An 18,625-nucleotide genomic window follows, 5' to 3' on the forward strand; every position below is an offset into this window, starting at 1 on the left:
CGGTACCAATAGTGATGCAACCGGACCGGGAACGCGGGATACCGCGGCGACAGTTCGTCAGATCGGCAGTCGCGATCGGTGGATCGAGCGCACTGTCGGCGTGTCTGGCTCGCGAACGATCGCTGCTCGGTGACGAGGAGACGGAGACGCCGACAGCGGAAGCAGAGGAGACCGACTCGGAGGCGGGGTCGCGGATGCTCCCCCGGGGCGATCCGTCGTCGCTCCCCGATGCCGTCCACAAGTGGAGCGAGTACCTCGTGCTGGACGCCCACGGCAACACGGTCCCGCCCCAGCAGCAGCTCGTGCTCGGGCTCTCCTACGAGGGGTCGACGCCGCCGACCGAGGAGGAGCGCGAGCAGGTCGACGCCGCCTTCGAGACGCTGGAGCGGGCCTTCCAGTGGGGTACCGGCGGCGGGACGGGCGCGACGTTCAACCGCGGCCTGCTCTACCTCGTCGGGTACGCACCGCGGTACTTCGAGCGGGTCGGCGAGGTGCCGGACTCGCTCGTCCGCCCCGAGACGCTGCTGGAGGAGGTGGGCGAGGATCCCGAGAAGACCGACGGCTTCGACGCCGTGGTCGTGCTGACCAGCGATGTCGGGTCGGCTGTCCTCGGCGCCGAAGAGGCGCTGATGGGTCGGAGAGACACCGTCAACGGGGTCGAAGTGGAGGGGTCGCTCGACGGCGTCTTCTCCGTGGCGAAGCGCCGGACGGGCTTCGCGGGCAAGGGCATCCCCGCCGAGAAGCTCGACCACGAGGAGATCCCCGAGACAGCGCCACTCTCGATGGGGTTCAAGTCGGCGTTCACGGACAGCCTCCCCAGCGAGGACGCTGTGAAGATCGAGGAGGGGCGGTTCGCGGGCGGGACGACGCTCGCCCTCTCGCGCCTGCGGCTGAACCTCGACGCGTGGTACGACCACGACCACGAGGGCCGCACCGAACGGATGTTCTGCCCTGCCCACGACCCCGAAGACGTCGGCCCGGACGGCTCCGGCCTCGGGAGCGACAGCGGGGTCACCGAGGAGGACGTCTCCCGCATTCCCGACGACGCCGAGGAGCACGGCGTGATCGGCCACACGCAGAAGGTCGCTCGCGCCCGTGGCGAGGACTTCGAACCGAAGATCCTGCGGCGCTCGGAGGGATTTGCCACCGACGCGCCCGAACACACGGGCTTCAACTTCTCTTCTGTCCAGCGGCGCCTGGAGTCGTTCGTCGAGGCGCGCAAGTCGATGAACGTCGAGGAGTACGACGTGGACGTCGACCCGGAGGACCACGGCATCGTCGACTACCTCGAGACTGTCGACCGCGGGACCTACGTCGTCCCGACGCGCGAGCAGCGCGCGCTCCCGGAGGGCTGAGTTCGTGCGCCCCCGCCGTTCGAACCGCGCGTCCGCTTCGGGTCGTACTCGCGGCCTGCTGGTCCTCGCCGTCACCGCGCTGGTCGTCCTGTCGGGCTGTTCCGGCGCCCTCGGCGACCTCGGCGGGAGCAGCGACGACGCCCCGTCGCGGTCGATCACCTTCGAGAACGCGACCGCCGAGGCCGGGCTGAGCTATCAGGGGACCGGCACCGGCGTGGGCGCCGGCAACAACGCCGTCTATGTCCTCGATTACGACCGCGACGGGTGGGACGACCTGCTCGTCATGGGCGGCGAGCGGCCCGTCCTCTACCGCAACACTGGCGGCGAATTCGAGCGGGCTTCGTCGTTTCCGGAGCTAGAGGACTGGCACAAGAGCGCCTCGGTCGTCGACTACGACGGCGACGGGTGGGATGACCTCCTCTTTTTCCGCAAGCAGGCGCCCCCGGTCGCGCTGCACAACGACGACGGCACCTTCGAGCGGGCGGACGTCGGCATCGGCAAGCTGACCTACCCGCTCGGCGCCGCCGCGGCCGACTACGACGGCGACGGTGACACCGACCTCTTCGTCTACCAGTCCGGCGACTGGCACGAGGACCGACCGAAGGGCCACTTCTACCAGTCCGGCCACGTCCCCGACGACAACGGTAACCCGAACTTCCTCTACGAGAACACGGGCGACGGCACCTTCGAGCGCGTCGACGTCGAGGGCATCGAGGGCGACCGCTGGAGCCTCGCGGCGAGTTTCGTCGACTTCGACGGCGACGGCCGGCCGGACATCCACGTCGCGAACGACTACAACAACGATACCATCTATCTCAACGAGGGCGGCGGCGAGTTCTCCCAGCGCCTGCTCGGCGGCGCGACCGCCCGCAACGGCATGGCCTCGGAGGTCGCGGACGTCAACGGCGACGGCCGGATGGACATCTTCGTGACGAACATCTACATCCCCATCGACAAGCAGAAGATGGGCGAGGACCGCTACAACCGGCTCAAACGCTTCCTCAGCTACGTCATCAAGTCCGGGCGGACCAAAGGTAACACGCTCATGATCAACCAGGGCGACGGCGAGTTCGTCGACAGGGCCGGCGAGTACGGCGTCCGCCACGGCGGGTGGGGGTGGTCGGCCAGCCTCACCGACTTCGACAACGACGGCCGCCGCGACCTCATCCACAGCACCCAGCACACCGTCAAGGTCGACTACGACGACCCGAAGTGGACGGTCCCGCAGGTCTGGCAGCGCAACGAGACCGGCTTCGCCCGGGTCAACAAGTCCGTCCACGGCATGACCCACCAGGACAGCCGCGGCATGACGACGCTCGACTACGACAACGACGGCGACCGGGACATCGTCCTCTCGACCTACGAGGGACCGACGGTCCTCTACGAGAACACCGTCGACGAGGGCAGCGCCGTCCAGTTCGAAGTCGTCGACGACGACGGCGCGACGGCCCTCGGCGCGAACGTCACCGTCACGGCCGACAGCGAGGAGACCGTCGTCCGCCAGACCGACCAGAGCGACTTCTTCTCCCAGGAGAGCCGCGCGCTCCACGTCGGCCTCGCTGACGCGGAGACGGCCACGCTCGACGTGACCTGGCCCGACGGCCGGCAGGAGTCCTTCGAGGTCGACGCCGGCGCCCGCTACCGCGTCGCCCCGGACGGCGTCGAGCGGGTAGCGAACTTCACGCGCGCCGACGGCGACTGAGAGGGCGAGATTTCCGAGACGTGTCGCTCAGAGCCGTTCGCTGTGCATTCGTTCGCGGTCGCCCCGGCCGCCGTTCCAGACGATCCTGACGAGCGACCCCTCGCTCGCATCGACGACCGCACTCTCGTTTTCCGTGACCATCCCGTCCCAGTCAGTCGACCGACTCACGCTGTCGACCGTCACCCTGACCTCCTCGGCCGGCACGGGTTCCCCGCCGGCGTGGGTGACGCTGACCGACGTGTCGTCGACCCGCTCGACCGTCCAGTTCACGTCCGGTGCGCCATCGCCCGAGGCGCCCCCGGCGAAGTTCAGACCGACCACGACGAGCCCGGCGACGACGGCCAGCACTAACGCCGCCCCGACCGCGTTCAGCGCCGTGTCGCCGTCCATACTCCCACGTCTCTGCTGCAGCTAAATCAGCGTGCTGGCTACGAAAGTATGGGAGTATTGAGTTGAGCGGTAACTGGGTAGATGTGAACGACGACAGCACCGCAAACTGCAGGACTACTTCGACCGCAAACAGCGTGAAAGCCCCCGCCGTCTCGACTCCCGCGGCTCGCTGCGCTCCTCGGGCACCGTCAGAGCAAGCTCTGACGAGACCTCGTTCGCTACGCTCACGAGGACTTCGCCCTGCGGTGCTTACATCGCCGGGGTTCGTCGAGACGGCGGCCCCTTTCATTCCCACCCATGTCGGCTGGTTGGTAGTCTGTGTACGTGGAAACGGAGGGGTCGGCCGGTTCAACGCCGCCGCTGCTGTAACTATCGACCCAGGAAGGATTTTCAGGGACGGACGCAGACGATTAGGTATGCGCTGGATACTGCGCGGGCTGATGGCGGTCGTCGGGGTGGTGACGCTGGCCGTGTATCTGACCGGCGCATATCTGGTCTACCTGTTCGCGCAGTCGGTGTGGGCGCTCCGCCCGTCGCTGTCGACGCTGGCGCTCTATCTCGCCGTCTCGACGGTCCTCTTCGCGTTCGTCAGCTACCAGGTGGGGACGGCGCAGATCCTGCGGGACCTGCAGGTGTGGACGCTGCCGGAGTCGCGCGCGGCGGCGCTGTACCAGCGGCTGGACGCCTACAGCGACCGGATGGGGATCGAGCGGCCGGACGTACTCGTCGCCGAGATGGGGCAGCCGAACGCGCTGGCGCTCGGCGGCGGGCTGGGCGCGGGCCACGTCGTCGTCGACCGGCGACTGTTCGGGCTGCTCACCCTCGACGAGCTGTCGGCCATCTGCGCGCACGAACTGGCGCACATCGAGCGCAAGGACAGCCTCGTCCAGACGTTCGGATACAGCGTCCTGCAGACGCTGTCGGGCGTAGTCGTCCTCGTGCTGGCGCCGGTACTGGTGATCGGGGCCGGCGTCGCTCGCGGCGTGGCGTGGATCCGCGGCCGCCCGGACGCCTGGTCGCGAACTGTCCCGGGGAAGATCCAGCGAGCGGTCGCGGGCTCGGTCTCGCTCGTGTTCTTCGCGCTGACGCTGGCGCTGCTGGCGCACTCGCGCCGGCGGGAGTTCGCGGCCGACGACCGGGCGGCGGAAGTGACGGGCAATCCGGTCGCGCTCGCTCGTGCGTTGCGGAAGATCGAACGGGCCAGCAAGTCGCCGTGGTCGCTGCTGTCGCCGCTGTACGTCAACGGCGAGGAAGAGGGGCCGCTGACGCGCATGCTGCGGACGCACCCGGAGACCGACGAACGCGTTGAGCGACTTCTCGACCGGGCCGACAGCGAACGGCGGGTCCGCCTCGCGCAGGGGCGGCCGTAATCGGGTTCAGGCGGGTCGATGCCGCTCCGATCGATCCGCAGGGCCGAACGCGGAGGCGGTGTGTTTCGTCTTCGAAAACCCTATACTCGCAACGTGATACGGTCTAGCCAGCATGAGCGGATCTAACGAGGGGACTGTTCGGATCGGGTTGAACGGCTTCGGCCGAATCGGCCGCAACGTCTTCCGCGCGTCACTGGACGATCCGCGCGTCGAAGTCGTCGGCATCAACGACGTGATGGACGACGACGACATGGAGTATCTCGCGAGGTACGACACCGTCATGGGGACCCTCGACGGCGTCACCCTCGACGAGGGCGTGCTCACCGTCGACGGGACCGACTTTGCCGCGTCGATCCACGAGGAGACCGACCCCGCGGAGCTCCCGTGGGACGACCTCGACGTCGACGTGGCCTTCGAGTGTACCGGCATCTTCCGCACCTACGACGACGCGAGCAAGCACCTCGACGCGGGCGCCGACAAGGTCGTCATCTCCGCGCCGCCGAAGGGCGACAAGCCGGTCAAGCAGATCGTCTACGGCGTCAACCACGACGAGTACGACGGCGAGGACGTCGTCTCCAACGCCTCCTGCACTACGAACTCCATCACGCCCGTCGCGAAGGTCCTGAACGAGGAGTTCGGCATCGAGGCCGGCCAGCTGACGACGGTCCATGCCTACACGGGCTCGCAGAACCTCGTCGACGGCCCGAAGGCCAAGACCCGCCGCGGGCGCGCTGCCGCCGAGAACATCGTCCCGACCTCGACGGGCGCCGCACAGGCCGCCACCGAGGTCCTGCCCGAGCTGGAGGGCAAACTCGACGGGATGGCCATCCGCGTCCCCGTCCCGAACGGCTCGATCACCGAGTTCGTCGCCGACCTGAACGAGGACGTGACCGAGGAAGACGTCAACGAGGCGTTCCGCGAGGCCGCCGGGGCCGAGCTGGAGGGCGTGCTCGGCGTCACCGACGACGAGGTCGTCTCCTCGGACATCCAGGGGACGCCCTATTCCTCGCAGGTCGACCTGCAGTCGACGAACATCGTCAACGGCATGACGAAAATCCTCACTTGGTACGACAACGAGTTCGGCTTCTCGAACCGCATGCTCGACGTCGCCGAGTACGTCACCGAAAACTGAATCGACTCCGCGACTCGACTTCTTTTCGCGCTTCGGCGGTTATTCAGTCGGCTTAGACCCCGTTTTCAGAGACGACCACGGTCACCGTGTCGTCGCTCCGCCCCATCGCCTGGACGGTCCAGCCACGGGCCTCGACCGCGGCTCGCAGGTCATCGGGCACGAGGTCCGGGTCGCCCGCGTCACAGTGAATCCGGGGGAGGTACCGACGCCAATCCGTGGCTGGCTCCCGGCGGTGTTCCTCGGGCAGGGGCACTCGGCCGCTCGCTTCGCTCTCGAAGCCCTCGACGCGGTCGACCGTCTCGTACCCCAGATCGTGGAGGTCGTCTAAAATTGCGGCGAGTTCGTCGGACATCGGTGATCACCTCTTCGGCCGAAAGACGTGTCCGCGAGGGCACAAGTCTTCCGGAGGCCTGTGATCCATCCACAGAGATGTCTGCGGCCGCGTCGGCGTGAATCGCCAAGTCGCACCGGCGGCTAGAACTCGGTCGGACCACGCGGTTTTTTCTCTCCGCCGGGCGACGCTCCGAACACGACAATGCCCGCGTTCAAGACGCTCGACGACCTGACGGACGGACAGCGCGTCCTCGTCCGCCTCGACCTCAACTCGCCGGTCGAGGACGGACAGGTGCAGGACAACCGCCGCTTCGACCGCCACGCCGAGACGGTGCGCGAACTCGCCGACCGGGACTTCGCGGTCGTGCTCATGGCCCACCAGGGCCGGCCCGGCCGGGACACCTTCGTCTCGCTCGAACAGCACGCCGACATCCTCGCCGACCACGTCGGCCAGCCCGTCCAGTTCGTCCCCGACACGTTCGGCGACCGCGCTATCTCGGCGATTCGCGACCTACAACAGGGAGAGATCCTCCTGCTGGAGAACACGCGGATGTGCGACGAGGAACTGCCCGAGGAGCCCCCCACCGAAAAGGCCGAGACGGAGTTCGTCCGTGCACTGGCGCCGGAGTTCGACGCCTACGTCAACGACGCTTACTCGGCGGCCCACCGCTCGCACGCGTCGCTCGTGGGCTTCCCGCTCGAACTCCCGGCCTATGCGGGCCGGGTCATGGAGACCGAGTACGAGGCCAACACGGCCATCGCCGAGCGGGAGTTCGATGGGCCGGTGACGATGGTCGTCGGCGGGACGAAAGCCACCGACGTGATCGACGTGATGACCGCGCTGGAGGACAAGGTCGACGACTTCCTCCTCGGCGGGATCGCCGGCGAACTGTTCCTCCGGGCGGCCGACGTGCCCGTCGGACGCGACCTCGAAGGGATGGACCTCTTCGACGAGCAGTGGGCCGACAATCAGGAGACCATCGAGCACCTCCTCGACGAGTACCAGACCCAGATCCACCTCGCCCTCGACCTGGCCTTCGAGGACGAGGACGGCGAGCGCGACGAGATCGAGGTCGGTGACATCGAGGAGAAAGACCGGGCGTTCCTCGACGTCGGATCCAACACCGTCTCGGAGTACGCCGGGTTCGTCGAGGACTCAGAGGCCGTCTTCGTCAAAGGCGCGCTGGGCCTGTTCGAGGACGAGCGCTTCGCCGACGGCACCGTCGGCGTCCTCGAAGCCATCGCCGAGACAGACTGCTTCTCGGTCGTCGGCGGCGGCGACACGTCCCGCGCCATCGAGATGTACGGGCTGAGTGAGGACGACTTCGGCCACGTCTCCATCGCCGGCGGCGCGTACATCCGCGCGCTCACCGGCGAGCGACTCGTCGGCGTCGAGGCGCTGCAGGACGGGAACTGACCGGAGAACTGTTCGGAGCGAATTTTCGCCCGCGACTCGCCGACGGCCTCCCGACGCTATCGCCGACACCAGGCGTGTCGGCTCTCCCAGTCGTCCGTCGGCGGCTCCGCTCTGACGACTCGCCCGCTGCGGTCGCTTTCGTCGCGCTCCTCGCTCCCGTCGAGCCGTGCGTGTCGCCGCGTCCAGTCGCCGCCGGTGTCTCGCATATCCCTCCGTTGGGCGGCTACGACTAAATTTCTTTCTAGCAGTAGTGAAATAAAATAACTCGCCGACGAGTTAATCTCTCGATATCGGCGGGGGAAGTCGGGGAGAAAGAGCGGATCGGCCGGAGGCCGGCGGTCGTCAGTTCGGCGGTTCGTCCCACTCTTCGGCCGAGTCCTGCGGTTCGTACCCGAGCACGTCGCGGGCGTGGTCGATGTCGAACCAGCGGTTCTCGTTGTCGCTGACGCCGTAGAACACGTCGAAGGAGACGCTCTCGTCGTCCAGACAGCGCTCGATCAGCTGCGCGCAGTCGCGGCGGGAGTGCCACATACACCGCAGCCGAGCGACCTGCAGGTCGTAAGAGTCCGAGCCGCGTTCGTAATTCCCTCTGTCGACGCCGCGCTCGGCGTCGCCGAAGGGATGGTCGTACTCGGCGTCGCGGACCGCGCAGATCCGGAGCGCGTACACCGACAGGTCCGACGACTCGGCGGCCAGCCGGCCCAGTCCCTCGCCGTAGACCTTCTCGACGCCGTACATCGAGTCGGGGCGGGGCTGGACACGGTGGTCCACCTCGAAGTCCGACCCGTAGTAGATCTCGGGGCTGTTTTGCTTCTCGTACATCCCGACGGCGTGGTTCGAGGAGGCGTAGACGAACGTGTCCAGTCCGGTTTCGAGTGCCGCGTTGTAGACGGAGGCATGGAGCCGCAGATTGTCGAGGTGCTCGTCGCTCCAGATGACCGTCTGGTCGCTGGTGCCGCCGACCTCCATGTTGACGCGCGCGAGGTGGACGACGGCGTCCGCGTCGGCGACCTGCTCGCGGACGACCTCCTCGTCGGTCGCGTCGGCGACGACCGACTCGACGGCCGAGTCGGGATGCTCCCGGAGGTCGAGGCTGGTGAACGAGTGGTCACCCTCGACGTGCTCGGTGATCGCCGTCCCGATCGTGCCCGCGCCGCCCGTGATGAGTACGTCCATACCCCCCGTTCGACGTGAGCCCCCTTCAATCCGGGCCGTGCCCGAGGCGCCACAGATGCCGGAGGGAAGCCTTGATTTGGCGACCGGACGACGACCCATCCATGCAACTCGGCATCGTCTCCGACACGCACGACAACCTCGACGCGGTCGAGGAGGCAGTCGCGGTCTTCGAACGCGAGGGCGTCGACGCCGTCGTCCACTGCGGGGACATCGTCGCCCCGTTCTCGGCGACGCCCTTCGACGCGAGCTTCGACTTCTACGCCGTTCGCGGCAACAACGACGGCGAGTGGGCGCTCCGGTCGACCGTCGAGGAGTTCGGCACCTACCTGGACGAGGTGGGCGAGCTGACCTTCGACGGGAGCGAAATCGCGGTCTATCACGGTACCGGCCAGCCGATCGTCGACGCGCTGGTCGACTGCGGCCGCTACGACTACGTGCTCCACGGGCACACCCACGAGTTCGTCCACGAGGACCGCGACGGCACCGTCCGGATCAATCCCGGCGGCATCCCGTTCGGCGGCGACGCCGGCGGCCACTACGCGGTCGTCCTCGACACGGACAGCGGCGAGATCGAGCGGTTCGAACTGTTCTGAGGGCGTCGGCGGAACTTTCGAAAAAGAGCGTCAGGGCGTCGTCAGTCGTCGGACTCGCGGCCGCCGTCGGTGAGCGTGGGCGCCTCGGCGACGGGGTCGCGCATCGACTGGCCGATTTGCCCGTCGAGGCCGAGCGCGTCCTCGGTCAGGGCCATGCTGTCGTCCTGGTCGGCGGTGTCGACGACGGCGCGGATGGCGTCGACGTTCTCGGGCACCACGTCGGCTTCCTGGTGGATCGCCTGGAAGAGGTACATGTCGCGGCCGTCGACGGTGATGGAGTCGCCCCAGATGCAGTTCTCCCAGCAGTCGCCGCGGGGGCGGCCGGCGTCCTGCGCGAACTCCTTGAGCTTGCCCGCGCCGTCGATGTCCAGTTCCGGCGGCAGGACGTACAGGCGCGACTCGGCGTCGAGCAGTTCGCGGACGGACTCGGCGTCCGTCTCCGACTCCAGGGTCACGTTGACGGCGTGGGTGTGCATCAGCGTCGCGGGCACCTTCATGCCCATCGTGTCGACGGTGATGTCGGGGAAGACGGTGTTCAGGTCGGGGCCGTGGTGGGAGGGGATCTCGACGGGGTCCGGCAGCGTGTCGTTGATCGGGCCGCGACCCGTCTGTGAGGGGTCGCCGCCGCGGCGGACGAGCGTGACGCGGGCCTTCTCGACGCCGTACTCCTCGATGATGGGCGCGAGCAGTCGCGAGAGGCCGGTCGTGTTGCAGGAGACGACGCGGGCGGAGTCGGCGCCGCGGGCGGCCTCGTAGTTGGCGCGAGCGTTGAAACTCACGTCGGCCACGTCGGCGTCCTCGCCGCCCTGGAAGAGCGCAGGCGTGTCGTGTTCGCGGTACAGTTCGGCGTTCTGTTCGCCGACGCCCGCGGGGGTGGCGTCGACCACGACGTCGCTCTCGCCGACGAGTTCGGCGACGGTGCCGGCGACGTCGAAGCCGGCTTCCGCGAACTCGTCGACGCGGTCCTCGTCGACCGCGTAGAGGGGGTAGCCGCGTTCGATCGCGACTTTCGCCTCGAAGTTCGGGCTGGTCTTGGCGACACCAGCGACGGACATGTCCGGCTGGGCGCGCACCGCGTCCGCGACGCGCTTTCCGATTGTCCCGTATCCGTTGACGCCGACGTGTATCATATCCGTCCGTTCGCCCGGGACCGGCATAGTTCTTTTCACAATTTTTTAGCAGAAATTAACTCGGAAGCGAAAAAGAAGTTTCGGCACGTCAGCGGCTCTCGTGGCCAGTGTTACGGAATAGCACGATTCTGGATCTCGATGGACGATCGGGATCGAAGCGGGCGTCAATCCGCGTCGGTCGCGTTGCCGGCGTCGGGCACCGGGACGCGTGAGGGGTCCGCTGTCGGCGTTGCTGTCGACTGAAGCGGACTTCTCTCAATGTCGGTGGACCCGGCCGTTCCGTTTCGAGGCGTGACGGTCCCGTTCGTCGGTACCCACGGTGGCCGCTCGACGGTCGTCTCGCCGACGGCGAAGTACGCGTAGCGCCACTCGACGGCGAAGCCGCTCTGGGCACCGACGAGGTCGAATTCGTAGTGCAGCGCCCGGACGTATCCCTCCGGTGCGATCCAGACGGTCGCGCTGAAGTTCCGGAGCGCGTACGCGTCGTACACCGCGGCGAGTTCGGGCGGCGGCCGCGTCACGAAGACGCGTGCGTAGCGGCGGTCGCCCCGCTCGACGACGTCGAGGGTGTCGTACCCCTCCGAGAGGAACGCCCGTACCTCGTAGGTGACGAGCTTGGCGAAGCGCTCGTTGGCCGAGTCCTCGTCCCGGATCGACACGGACGTGACGGCGGTCTCCTCGTCGCTCACCGTCCGGTGGTAGGCACCCTCCGGTCCGACGTACATCGACGTGACGTTCCCGTCGCGGACTCCCCGTTCCCGGCGGAGGTAGGTGCCGTCGTCCGCGATCTCGACCCGTCGCTGGAACCGGTCGGCGACTGGCCCGGCCCCGCCGCCGGCCCACCGCTCCCACTCGACCGTGTACGACTGCGTCGCGAGAGACACCACGTGCGCCGATAGCAGCCGGTCCACGTCGATGCCCCTCCGCGCCGAGATCCCCGGGAACGCGCCGACCCCGATACCGGTCGTCGTCGCTGCCGTCTCCGTCTGTGTCCCGGAGTCGACCGCCGACGGGACCGGAACCGGCGTCACCGTCTCCGTGATCGATTCCCCGCCCGACGACGAGAGGACGTTACAGCCGGCGAGGACGAGAAGGAACGCGACGGCGACCGTCGCCCAGCGGCGTCGCGTCGTCATCGGTCTGTCGCGGTCGGGGTCGCGATGGTCTCGTTCGCCCAGTCCGGCCGCGTGACGGTCGTCCCGCCGACGCGGTCGTAGCGGGTCCGCAGGGAGACGCCGACGTGGTCGGTCCCGAAGGTGTAGTCGTAGCGGACGATCAGCGCGCCGACTCGGCCCTCGGGCGTCAGGTACGCGGTCGCGCTGTAGTTGTGGATCGTCTGTTTGGGGTGGTTGGCGCGGATCGGAACCGGGAGGACGGTGACGTGAACGCGGTAGTACGGCTCGCCTCGCCGTTCCACCCGGGAGACGCTCGCATCGGCCGTCGTCAGGTACGCCCGGAGCGACTGCGCCGTGGCCAGGTGGGTGCGGTAGTCCGTGAGGTTCGGCACGTGGCGCACGCTCGTCGAGTCGTTCCGTACTTCCCGGGAGTACGTCCCCGCCTCGTCGGCGTAGAGCGCCGCTCGCCGGGCGGACGACCGGTTCGTCCGGATCAGGTACGACCTGTCGCCGTCGACCTGCATCCGCTTCGAGATCGAGTCGACGGCGACGCCGGCGTCCACGTCGCGCCGCTCGTACTCGAGCGTCCACGTGAACGAGCGGTCGGCCAGCGCGCGGTGATGGGCGGCAGCGATCACCGACGGCCAGACCGAACCGTTGGCAGCGACGCCGGGCGGCGGCGACAGCGACTCGCTCGTCGCCGTATCGGTCGGGACCGGAAGCGGCGTCACGGTCTCCTCGGGTGCCCCGGCGTCGCCCGTCGGCGCGAACGCGCCACAGCCGGCCAGCGCCACCGCGAACACCACTGCGAGCGCGACACGCCGGGTCATTGGTCCGACTACGGCCGAGACGGACATAAACGGCGTGCCGGTCAGTACCACGGTCGCTGTGGATCGGGCTGGAGTCCGCATCGGCTGGACGCCGCAGCGGTCGAGGGCCGACGGCGGCGATCGACGGCCGGCCCGTGAGCGAAACAGCCAAGACCGGTGGGCCGAACCGAGGAAGTGTGCGAATCGAGAACAGCTTCATTCCGGTCGACGGCGTGGGCGAGCGGACCGAGCAGTCCCTCTGGGAGTCGGGCGTCACCCACTGGGACGCGTTCGATCCCGGGGCGGTGGGCGCCCGACAGGCCGAGAACATCGAGTCGTTCATCGCCGACGCGAGCGAGCGACTGGACGACGGCGACGCCCGCTTCTTCCGCGAGCAGTTCCCATCGGGGAGCCACTGGCGCTGCTACGAGAACTTCCGCGAGGCGGCGTGTTTCCTCGACATCGAGACGACGGGGCTGGACCAGCGCCGCGACGACGTGACCGTCGTCGGCGTCCACTCGCCGGGCGACACCGACGTGATGGTCGCCGGCCAGGACCTCACCGAAGCGCGCCTCCAGCGCCGCCTCGACGACGCGAAACTCCTCGTGACGTTCAACGGCAAGCGCTTCGACGTGCCCTTCCTCGAGGAGTCCTTCGGCGTCGACGTCGACGTGCCCCACGTCGACCTGATGTACCCCTGCCGGCGACTGGGCCTCACCGGCGGGCTCAAAGCGATCGAGAAAGAGACCGGCATCGAGCGCGACCGTCCGGACCTGTCGGGCGAGGACGCCGTGCGGCTCTGGCGCGAGTACGAGCGCGGCGACGAGAGCGCGCTGGAGACGCTCGTCTCCTACAACCGCGACGACACCGAGAACCTCCGGTTGCTCGCCGACCATGTCACCGACCTCCTCGACAGCGACGTGTTCGTGGCACCGGAGTGAGGACGGACAGCGAATCCGGACGACGGCAACGGGCAAACCCGTAATCGCCGAGACGGGCCGGATCGATGGACTGGTTTTCTATACCGCCTGTGGGGAGATTTCCCGGCGAGCGCCGTCTGTCCGCGGATCTAAAGAAACTTAACGAATGCTCGCACACTGGACAGGTATGAACGGGCCCTCCGAACGAACGACTCGCGCGCTGTTCGCCGTCGTGCTGGTCCTCGCGGCGGGCGCAGTGGCGAGTAGTTACGCGACGGCTGAGACGAACGTCGCGCGAGCGCACGGGTCGCTCGGCGACGCCGGCGGTGCAGCCCCCGGTGAAACCGGCGTCGCTGCCCCCGAGCGCCAACCGCCGGACTACCGGGAACCGGACGCGAACGGATCGGTGACGACCGACGCTGTCGACGAGTGGGCGGGCGGCTCGGCGAGTCAGGCGGACGGCCGAACGCTCGTCGACCCCGCTGAGCACGACCCGGAGAACCTGACCGTCGTCGGCACGCAGGGGTTCTACGCTTCCGACGAGCAGGCCGAGCTGGTCGCGTTCGACCGGGAGGGCGACGTCGCCTACTACGACGACAGCTACCGCGTGTACTTCGACGTGGACCCCGTCGAGGGGACCGACTACACGGTCGAGTATCTGGCGTCGAAACACCGCGACGGCGAAGCCTGTGCGAACGTCTCGACCGAGCGCTGCACGTACAACGTGTTCACGCGGGTCAACATGTCGACCGGCGAGGAGCGCGAGGTCTACGGCGAGGTGACGCCGCGCATCTACTCGGCGCGCTGGCACGACGTCGACCGGATCAACGACACGCACGTCGCCGTGGCGGACATCCTGCGCGATAGCGTACGCGTCGTCAACACGACGACCGACGAGACGGTCTGGGAGTGGAATGCGTCGTCGCACTTCGACGCCGACGTCGGTGGCGCGGAGGGCGACTGGACGCACATCAACGACGTCGAAGTGCTCGACGACGGGCGGTTCATGGTGAGCGTCCGCAACATGGACCGGGTGGTCTTCGTCGAGCCCGGCGAGGGCGTCGACGCGAACTGGACGCTCGGCGAAGAGGACGACTACGACATCCTCTACGAGCAGCACAACCCCGACTACATCCCGCCGGAGCGCGGCGGCCCGGCGATCACGGTCGCCGACTCGGAGAACAGCCGCGTGCTCGAGTTCCAGCGGGTCGACCCCGATACGGGGAATACGACGACCGGCCCCGACGGCGAGTGGCGCCGCTCGTGGGGCTGGCGCGACAGTCGCGTCCAGTGGCCCCGCGACGTCGACCGCCTGCCCGGTGGGAACTCGCTGATCGTCGACACCCACGGCGATCGGATCGCCGAAATCGCGCCCGACGGGAGCGTGAACTGGTCGCTCACGGTCGGCATGCCCTACGACGTCGAACGGCTCGGGACGGGAGACGAGAGCGCCGGCGGCCATAGCATGCGTTCGATACGCGCCGCCCGCGGGACGACGGAAGGCGGGTCGGGCGCACGCTCCGGCGTCGGCGTCCCCATCGTCCAACCCGCGAGCGACGACGCCGACCCCGGTGCAGTCCCGCCCGCCGGCCAGATCACCCACCCCGACCGCACCGTCGTCGAGACGTTCTGGGTCGGGCTCAAGGAGATGACGCCGAGCATCGCCATCAACGGCCTCCTCTACGCCGCGCCGTCCTGGGTCCGGTTCACCGACCTCGCGTTCGGCGCCGTCGCGCTCCTCGCCGCCCTCGGGTGGGCCGGCACGGAGATCTACTGGTCCCGCTACGCCCCGCTCGGTCGCGTCCGGGCGGCGATCCGTTCGGTCCGACCCTGACCGACCGCGATTCGGGTCCGCACTGAGAGTTTCTTCCGACGGAGTCACCGTAGATCCCCCAGAGCGTCGCTCATGCCGGGCCCCTATTGTTTCATTTTTCATAGATACGTGGATCATTGATGGGTATTCCACTCCTATCTAATCCGCGAACGATTCGAATCTCCGTTCTGTTTATCGGAACGCCCGTTCAGAGATGTCGAGGCTGGTTCTCGCGGCCGTCTCGAGATCGCATACATCGCGGCACTCACGCTTCGAGCGTGGGAAATTCGCGTGCCGGATATTCTAGCGGATCGGGCTCGACCGTTCGAAGTGACGTGTCCTGGATCGTCTCGAACCGGAGTATCGACGGATCCGCGACCGCGATCAGAACGTTACAGTTCTGTTATACGCTGACGAAGGTACTGTTGCCCATACATTTACTACAGTTCGAGTAAATATATTCAGTCCCCTGCGTTCCTGCGAATCTCGGGGCCTGCCGTTCTGCTGTCTCGATGGGGTGGAGTCAGAAACGCGGGCTGTCGAGGGGGACGAATCGGATCCGGGAAATCGGAAAGAGCGGCGTGAGTAGACAGTCAGACTTCGGTGACGCGCTGGTAGGCGTCGTCGAGCGCCTGGGCGTCCTCTTCGAGCAGGGCGACGACGACGTACTCGGCGTACTCGGCGACGTAGTCGACGAGGCGGGCGATGCGGTCGGAGTCGATAGCCTCGATGGAGTCCAGCAGGAGGAACGGACAGGTCTCGTAGACATCGTGGGTGAGATAGCCCGCGAGCGCGAAGATGAGCCCCGTCACTTCCCGTTCGGACTCTGAGAGGTGGTCGATCGAGTCCTCGTAGGTCGTGCCGTCGTCGGTGCTGCGGACGACGTGGAGGTCGAAGACGGACTTCTCGACGCGGCGCCGGCCCTCCTTGACGCGCTGTTGTTTCCGCTCGATCCAGATCCGCTCGAGGTTCTCGTATCCGAGCATCTCGAGAACCGATTCCATGTGCTCGTTGAACTGCTCGACGGCTTCGGTCTCGATCCGGTCGATGCGGGTGCGCAGCTCCTCGATCTCGTCCTGGATATCCTCGCGCTCCTCCTTGAGATCGTCCCGACGGTCGAGTTCGGACTCGATGTGCTGGATCTCCTCGGTGACGTCCTCTAGGTCGTCCTGCCGGCGACTGATCTCGAACTCCAGCTCGTTGGCCTCGCGGTGGAGGTCGAGCAGGTCGCTCTGGGTCTCGTCCTGGAGCTGCTCGACTTCGGTCTCCAGCTCGTCGATGCGCTCTTCGAGGCGGTCGCGCTCGTCTTCCAGATCCGAGACGCGGTCGCGGCGCTGTTCGAGTTCGGACTCGGCGCGGCGCAGGCGGTCTTCGAGCTGCGAGCGCTGGCGTTTCTGCTCCTGGTAGGTCGCCTTCTCAGTCTTGAGGTCGTCGATTTCGGACTGGAGATCCTGACGCTCTGAGAGTTTCTCCTGGCGCAGGTCGCGGATGCGGTCGAGCGTGGTCTCGACGTCCTCGCGGTCGACCTCGCTGCCGCAGGTCCAGCAGACGACCTGGTCGTCCACGAGGCGGTCGGTCACCTGCTCGGCGTCGTCGCCGCCGCGCAGGGCCGCGACGACGTCCGAACTGGTGCCGTCGAGCATCTCCTCGTTGAACTGGATCACCTTCTGGAGCTCGTTGACTGTCGAGTCGAGCGCCTGGCGCTGCTCGCGGAGGCGTTCGATGTGGTCCTCGACCTCGGTGACGTCTCCGTCTACCTCCTGTGGGAGGTCCGTGAGCTCGGTCTCGACGGTGTCGATCTCCGACTCCAGCGCGCTGATGCTCTCGCGTTCGCTCTCGATGTTGTAACGCACGTCCTCGAGATCCGACCGGGCGTCGCGGAACGACTCCAGCGCGTCCTCGAGTTCAGCCTTCTGGTCGCGGGTCGTCCCGACGTCCTGATCGGCGTCCTCGATCTGCTCTTTCTTCTCCTCGAGTTCCTCGCGTTTCCGCTCGATCTCCGCTTCGAGTTCGGTGCGTCGCTCCTCGAGGTCCGGCAGCGTGTGCCGAAGCGACTGCAGGTCGTCGAGGCGCTGTTCCAGTTCGTCGCGCTCGGACTGCAGTTGCTCGATCTCCTCCTCGATGGCGGCGGTGTCGACCGGCCGCATGATGAGATCGCGCAGATTCTCGCTGCGTTCGACGGCACGGCGCGCTTCGTTGGATTCGAGCAAGAAGACGAACAGGTCCGCGATCTCCGAGTCTTCGAGGTACGGGTCCCCGCTGGTGACGACGGTTCCGTTCTTCCGTTCGAGCGTCCGCGTGTAGGTGGTGTCGCCGACGGTCATCTCGACGTGTCCTTCGTCGGCATCGCCTTTCAGCGAGACGTCGTCGCTCCCGAGGCCGGCCATGATGGCCTGCAACAGCGACGTTCGGTTCGTTGCGTTCCGTCCTGTCAGGATCGTCACGCCGGACGTGAACGAAACCGACGTCCTGTCGATCCCCCCCACGTTCTCCACGGCGACATCTACAGACTTCGCCATGCTATCAGTCGCTCCCATACGTCTACGGTGCGTTCAACAGTCTATAAAGGTATTGCAATGATTGTCATCTCGTACGGGTCGGACGCTTTCGACGGAGATGCCGTTCGACGCTATCGAACGGTGGCGGCCAGTTTGGATTACACACATACGAGTGTAATGGTTATTCCTCGACATGGCAGCGACAGCCGCCGCGCTCGATGAGGTCGATCGGGTCTTCCTGGCGGCCACACTCCTGGCAGACGACCTGTACGTCGGCGATGACGTCGACTGGGCCGATCTCGAGCCGGTCGGTCGAGCGGAGGTTCTCGACGTTGCGACGGGTGACGGCGCTCAGTCGGCTGGTGAGTCGCTGGATCGTCTCGACGGACTTCTCGCGCTGGTTCTCGTCGTCGCCCGCCTCGTACTCGGCGTCGCGGTACTCCCGGAGATACGTGTGGATGGCGTAGTGGCTCACGAAGTCGCTGCTGAGTTCGTCGACGTCGATCCCCTCGCGTTCGAGGCGGTTGCGCGCCTGCGTTCGGGCCCCCTCGGTCACGTCGTCTTCAGTGAGCAGCTCGTAGATGTTCTCCAGTTCCCCCTGCAGGGTCACGACGCCCGCTTCGTCCATCGCGCTCTCGAGCACGCGCCGGTTGAAGTAGTCGGCGAGGTCACGGAGGCTCTGGCGCTCCCGGCCGTCGCCCGTCCAGCGTCGCTCCAGTTCTCGACCCAGATCGCCGAGGTCGTACTTGCGCACGACCCGCTCTACCTTGTTGTCCGGGCGCTCGTCCTGTCGATTCGTCATGTACGGATCGCTACCACGGACTGGCTGATAGGTCTTCCGTTCGTGCAACCCGGTACGTCCGAGTACGACC

The 18,625-nt window shown here is 67.2% G+C and carries 17 protein-coding genes; 8 read left to right on the top strand and 9 right to left on the bottom strand.

Going from position 1 to position 18,625, the window contains the following annotated elements:
- Positions 1 to 14 precede the first annotated feature (14 nt).
- Positions 15 to 1,355 carry a DUF7405 family protein gene (locus AB2U09_RS20715; RefSeq protein ID WP_459194644.1) on the top strand — a complete coding sequence of 447 codons (1,341 nt, stop codon included), beginning with the start codon at positions 15 to 17 and terminating at the stop codon, positions 1,353 to 1,355.
- 4 nt (positions 1,356 to 1,359) lie between these two features.
- A complete protein-coding gene (locus tag AB2U09_RS20720) occupies positions 1,360 to 3,057 on the top strand; it encodes a CRTAC1 family protein (protein ID WP_459194645.1) in 1,698 nt (565 codons plus the stop codon).
- A 27-nt stretch (positions 3,058 to 3,084) separates the two neighbouring features.
- On the opposite strand, the gene AB2U09_RS20725 is transcribed toward AB2U09_RS20720, so the two are convergent.
- Positions 3,085 to 3,447 carry a hypothetical protein gene (locus tag AB2U09_RS20725; RefSeq protein ID WP_459194646.1) on the bottom strand — a complete coding sequence of 121 codons (363 nt, stop codon included), beginning with the start codon at positions 3,445 to 3,447 and terminating at the stop codon, positions 3,085 to 3,087.
- A 416-nt stretch (positions 3,448 to 3,863) separates the two neighbouring features.
- On the opposite strand from AB2U09_RS20725, the gene AB2U09_RS20730 reads away from it, so the two are divergent.
- Complete coding sequence (locus tag AB2U09_RS20730) at positions 3,864 to 4,817, top strand: M48 family metallopeptidase (protein WP_459194647.1); 954 nt, start codon at positions 3,864 to 3,866, stop codon at positions 4,815 to 4,817.
- A gap of 112 nt (positions 4,818 to 4,929) precedes the next feature.
- On the top strand, positions 4,930 to 5,949 hold the full coding sequence (gene gap / locus AB2U09_RS20735) for a type I glyceraldehyde-3-phosphate dehydrogenase (RefSeq protein ID WP_459194648.1): 1,020 nt from the start codon (positions 4,930 to 4,932) through the stop codon (positions 5,947 to 5,949).
- Between the two features lie 52 nt (positions 5,950 to 6,001).
- On the opposite strand, the gene AB2U09_RS20740 is transcribed toward gap, so the two are convergent.
- Positions 6,002 to 6,301 carry a hypothetical protein gene (locus AB2U09_RS20740; protein WP_459194649.1) on the bottom strand — a complete coding sequence of 100 codons (300 nt, stop codon included), beginning with the start codon at positions 6,299 to 6,301 and terminating at the stop codon, positions 6,002 to 6,004.
- A 183-nt stretch (positions 6,302 to 6,484) separates the two neighbouring features.
- Between AB2U09_RS20740 and AB2U09_RS20745 the strand changes: the two genes are divergently transcribed.
- The gene (locus AB2U09_RS20745; protein WP_459194650.1) at positions 6,485 to 7,699 is read left to right on the top strand and encodes a phosphoglycerate kinase; all 1,215 of its coding nucleotides are present in this window, start codon (positions 6,485 to 6,487) and stop codon (positions 7,697 to 7,699) included.
- Positions 7,700 to 7,755: 56 nt separating this feature from the next.
- Here the strand turns inward: AB2U09_RS20745 and AB2U09_RS20750 are convergent, their stop codons facing one another.
- Entirely contained in the window at positions 7,756 to 7,905 is a 150-nt protein-coding gene (locus AB2U09_RS20750) for a hypothetical protein (protein WP_459194651.1), read from the bottom strand.
- A gap of 136 nt (positions 7,906 to 8,041) precedes the next feature.
- A complete protein-coding gene (locus AB2U09_RS20755; protein WP_459194652.1) occupies positions 8,042 to 8,875 on the bottom strand; it encodes an NAD-dependent epimerase/dehydratase family protein in 834 nt (277 codons plus the stop codon).
- Between the two features lie 101 nt (positions 8,876 to 8,976).
- Between AB2U09_RS20755 and AB2U09_RS20760 the strand changes: the two genes are divergently transcribed.
- A complete protein-coding gene (locus tag AB2U09_RS20760) occupies positions 8,977 to 9,468 on the top strand; it encodes a metallophosphoesterase (RefSeq protein ID WP_459194653.1) in 492 nt (163 codons plus the stop codon).
- 41 nt (positions 9,469 to 9,509) lie between these two features.
- Here AB2U09_RS20760 and AB2U09_RS20765 read toward each other — a convergent pair whose 3' ends face one another.
- The 3 genes from AB2U09_RS20765 to AB2U09_RS20775 all read right to left on the bottom strand — a co-directional run bounded on the left by AB2U09_RS20765 (position 9,510) and on the right by AB2U09_RS20775 (position 12,543).
- On the bottom strand, positions 9,510 to 10,598 hold the full coding sequence (locus tag AB2U09_RS20765) for a type II glyceraldehyde-3-phosphate dehydrogenase (RefSeq protein WP_459194654.1): 1,089 nt from the start codon (positions 10,596 to 10,598) through the stop codon (positions 9,510 to 9,512).
- A gap of 164 nt (positions 10,599 to 10,762) precedes the next feature.
- Positions 10,763 to 11,734: a DUF7537 family lipoprotein gene (locus AB2U09_RS20770; protein WP_459194655.1), complete on the bottom strand. Its 972-nt coding sequence runs from the start codon at positions 11,732 to 11,734 to the stop codon at positions 10,763 to 10,765.
- Positions 11,731 to 12,543, bottom strand: a complete 813-nt coding sequence (locus AB2U09_RS20775; RefSeq protein ID WP_459194656.1) for a DUF7537 family lipoprotein — start codon at positions 12,541 to 12,543, stop codon at positions 11,731 to 11,733. Before AB2U09_RS20775 ends, AB2U09_RS20770 begins: the two co-directional genes overlap by 4 nt.
- A 176-nt stretch (positions 12,544 to 12,719) precedes the next feature.
- Here AB2U09_RS20775 and AB2U09_RS20780 point away from each other — a divergent pair, with 176 nt between their 5' ends.
- Both AB2U09_RS20780 and AB2U09_RS20785 read left to right on the top strand, forming a co-directional pair.
- The gene (locus AB2U09_RS20780; protein WP_459194657.1) at positions 12,720 to 13,463 is read left to right on the top strand and encodes a ribonuclease H-like domain-containing protein; all 744 of its coding nucleotides are present in this window, start codon (positions 12,720 to 12,722) and stop codon (positions 13,461 to 13,463) included.
- Positions 13,464 to 13,629: 166 nt separating this feature from the next.
- Positions 13,630 to 15,276, top strand: coding sequence for an aryl-sulfate sulfotransferase (locus AB2U09_RS20785; RefSeq protein ID WP_459194658.1), 1,647 nt, complete (start codon positions 13,630 to 13,632; stop codon positions 15,274 to 15,276).
- Positions 15,277 to 15,848: 572 nt separating this feature from the next.
- Here AB2U09_RS20785 and AB2U09_RS20790 read toward each other — a convergent pair.
- Together AB2U09_RS20790 and rdfA are read right to left on the bottom strand one after the other, a co-directional pair.
- The gene (locus AB2U09_RS20790; RefSeq protein WP_459194659.1) at positions 15,849 to 17,792 is read right to left on the bottom strand and encodes an archaea-specific SMC-related protein; all 1,944 of its coding nucleotides are present in this window, start codon (positions 17,790 to 17,792) and stop codon (positions 15,849 to 15,851) included.
- A 142-nt stretch (positions 17,793 to 17,934) separates the two neighbouring features.
- Positions 17,935 to 18,555 carry a rod-determining factor RdfA gene (rdfA, locus tag AB2U09_RS20795; RefSeq protein WP_459194660.1) on the bottom strand — a complete coding sequence of 207 codons (621 nt, stop codon included), beginning with the start codon at positions 18,553 to 18,555 and terminating at the stop codon, positions 17,935 to 17,937.
- Between the last annotated feature and the right edge of the window lie 70 nt (positions 18,556 to 18,625).

The organism is Halosimplex yunnanense, from assembly GCF_054504345.1.

What these genes read in the sequence shown, in the direction of transcription:
- AB2U09_RS20715 (WP_459194644.1), top strand. Translation starts at nt 15, where the DNA reads ATGCAACCGGACCGGGAACGCGGGATACCGCGGCGACAGTTCGTCAGA.
- AB2U09_RS20725 (WP_459194646.1), bottom strand. Translation starts at nt 3,447, where the DNA reads ATGGACGGCGACACGGCGCTGAACGCGGTCGGGGCGGCGTTAGTGCTG.
- AB2U09_RS20730 (WP_459194647.1), top strand. Translation starts at nt 3,864, where the DNA reads ATGCGCTGGATACTGCGCGGGCTGATGGCGGTCGTCGGGGTGGTGACG.
- gap (WP_459194648.1), top strand. Translation starts at nt 4,930, where the DNA reads ATGAGCGGATCTAACGAGGGGACTGTTCGGATCGGGTTGAACGGCTTC.
- AB2U09_RS20740 (WP_459194649.1), bottom strand. Translation starts at nt 6,301, where the DNA reads ATGTCCGACGAACTCGCCGCAATTTTAGACGACCTCCACGATCTGGGG.
- AB2U09_RS20745 (WP_459194650.1), top strand. Translation starts at nt 6,485, where the DNA reads ATGCCCGCGTTCAAGACGCTCGACGACCTGACGGACGGACAGCGCGTC.
- AB2U09_RS20750 (WP_459194651.1), bottom strand. Translation starts at nt 7,905, where the DNA reads ATGCGAGACACCGGCGGCGACTGGACGCGGCGACACGCACGGCTCGAC.
- AB2U09_RS20755 (WP_459194652.1), bottom strand. Translation starts at nt 8,875, where the DNA reads ATGGACGTACTCATCACGGGCGGCGCGGGCACGATCGGGACGGCGATC.
- AB2U09_RS20760 (WP_459194653.1), top strand. Translation starts at nt 8,977, where the DNA reads ATGCAACTCGGCATCGTCTCCGACACGCACGACAACCTCGACGCGGTC.
- AB2U09_RS20765 (WP_459194654.1), bottom strand. Translation starts at nt 10,598, where the DNA reads ATGATACACGTCGGCGTCAACGGATACGGGACAATCGGAAAGCGCGTC.
- AB2U09_RS20770 (WP_459194655.1), bottom strand. Translation starts at nt 11,734, where the DNA reads ATGACGACGCGACGCCGCTGGGCGACGGTCGCCGTCGCGTTCCTTCTC.
- AB2U09_RS20775 (WP_459194656.1), bottom strand. Translation starts at nt 12,543, where the DNA reads ATGACCCGGCGTGTCGCGCTCGCAGTGGTGTTCGCGGTGGCGCTGGCC.
- AB2U09_RS20785 (WP_459194658.1), top strand. Translation starts at nt 13,630, where the DNA reads ATGAACGGGCCCTCCGAACGAACGACTCGCGCGCTGTTCGCCGTCGTG.
- AB2U09_RS20790 (WP_459194659.1), bottom strand. Translation starts at nt 17,792, where the DNA reads ATGGGAGCGACTGATAGCATGGCGAAGTCTGTAGATGTCGCCGTGGAG.
- rdfA (WP_459194660.1), bottom strand. Translation starts at nt 18,555, where the DNA reads ATGACGAATCGACAGGACGAGCGCCCGGACAACAAGGTAGAGCGGGTC.